Genomic DNA, 1,366 nt, shown 5'->3' with positions numbered 1-1,366 from the left:
GGTCTGACTTAAGTAGTCGGCCACGGCCGTCTCTGTGTCCACTCGCCGGATCTCCGAGCCCCTCTCGGCGCGCGAGAGGGTGGTGCAGATCTTGGTGGTGGTGGATTTTCCGGCCCCGTTGGGACCGAGCATGCCGTAGACGGTGCCCGCTGCAATGCTGAAGCTCAGGCCGTCCAGCGCCCGCACATCGGGCTTGCGGCGGCCACCGGGATAGGTCTTGACCAGGTTGTGCACCTCGACCGCGGCCGAGGGCATGGGTGTGATGGACATGGTGATGTTCCTCGTGTCAGGTACGGGGAACGGCCACGGGAACCATTGGATAGGCTGATGAATGCAGTTCGAGCATCCGATGGTTCGCCGTCGGTCGTTCGGATCCGGCGGAGGCTCGGGTGTTGGCGCACCCGGGCCGCCGTTGTTCTCAGACGGTTAGCTCGGCGGTTTCGGCATCCCCCATTCCTCCAGAAACAAGTCGGCGAGATTCTGCGGAATCTGGCCGGGCGGGTGCTGCGCGGCTAGTGCGGTCATGGCCCGCCAGCCTTCGAGGCCGCCCAGCGCGCCGGATTCGATGCGCTCGGCGACCTCGGCGGTGAAGTCGCGATCGGCGCGCAGCATGCGGACCTCGTAGTTGCTCTCGATCAGCAGGATCTCGGGCAGCCAGGAGACCACGGACTCCTCGATATCGCGGATCTCGGTGATTCGCTTGTCCAGCACCGCGACTCGGCGACGCAGCAGCGCGGCCGCCTCCTCGGGGCCCAGCACCGGCAGGAAGGACAGCGCGGCCATGAACCGCGGGTATTCCTTCTCCGGCTCGGAGATCCAGGCGCGCAACCAATCCCGCAGTTCGGCCGCACCGGATTCGGTGATCCGATAGACGGTGCGGGCGGGACGGTTGCCGTCCTGTTCGGCCCCGACCACCTCGATGAAGCCCTGTGCGAGCAGCGATTCGACCACGGGGTAGAGCGCGCCGTAGTTGATGCGCACGCTGCCGTCCTTGCCGCGCTGCTTGAGGGTCTGCGAGATCTGGTAGGGGTGCATCGGGCGTTCCCAGAGCTGCGCGAGGACGGCCAGCATCAAGGGATTGACCCGGCGAAAAGCCCGTTTGGCGGCCACGTGCACCTCCAATTACTCTGTTCAGAGTATCCGCTTACTCTGAACAGAGTACTCCTCGCTGTGCGATAAACAAGGCGTGCCAGCTTCTCGTCGTACAGCCACCAGCCGCCGAACCACCAACCGCCGAACCGTTCTCGCCGGAGCGGGCGCACTCGCGGTCGGCACCGCGCTGGGCACGGCCGCATGCAAGGACCCGGGCGCGGCGGCCCCCGGGACGACCACGGAGGCCGCGCTACCGGCCGCCGCCGACTCCGGC

At 66.8% G+C, this 1,366-nt stretch carries 3 protein-coding genes; 1 reads left to right on the top strand and 2 read right to left on the bottom strand.

The features are described from left to right. Together ACWELQ_RS45785 and ACWELQ_RS45780 are read right to left on the bottom strand one after the other, a co-directional pair. Nucleotides 1–270: ATP-binding cassette domain-containing protein (locus ACWELQ_RS45785; RefSeq protein WP_452403208.1), on the bottom strand; the 270-nt coding region annotated here is incomplete at its 3' end. Nucleotides 271–426: 156 nt separating this feature from the next. Continuing rightward, nucleotides 427–1,110 carry a PadR family transcriptional regulator gene (locus tag ACWELQ_RS45780; RefSeq protein ID WP_452403207.1) on the bottom strand — a complete coding sequence of 228 codons (684 nt, stop codon included), beginning with the start codon at nucleotides 1,108–1,110 and terminating at the stop codon, nucleotides 427–429. Nucleotides 1,111–1,186: 76 nt separating this feature from the next. Here ACWELQ_RS45780 and ACWELQ_RS45775 point away from each other — a divergent pair. Beyond that, a partial coding sequence (locus tag ACWELQ_RS45775) for a hypothetical protein (RefSeq protein WP_452403206.1) occupies nucleotides 1,187–1,366 on the top strand: 180 nt, incomplete at its 3' end.

It is taken from the genome of Nocardia sp. NPDC004722 (assembly GCF_053601505.1).
Note: the sequence above shows the minus strand (reverse complement) of the source record. Positions and strands in the feature narration are given on the sequence as shown.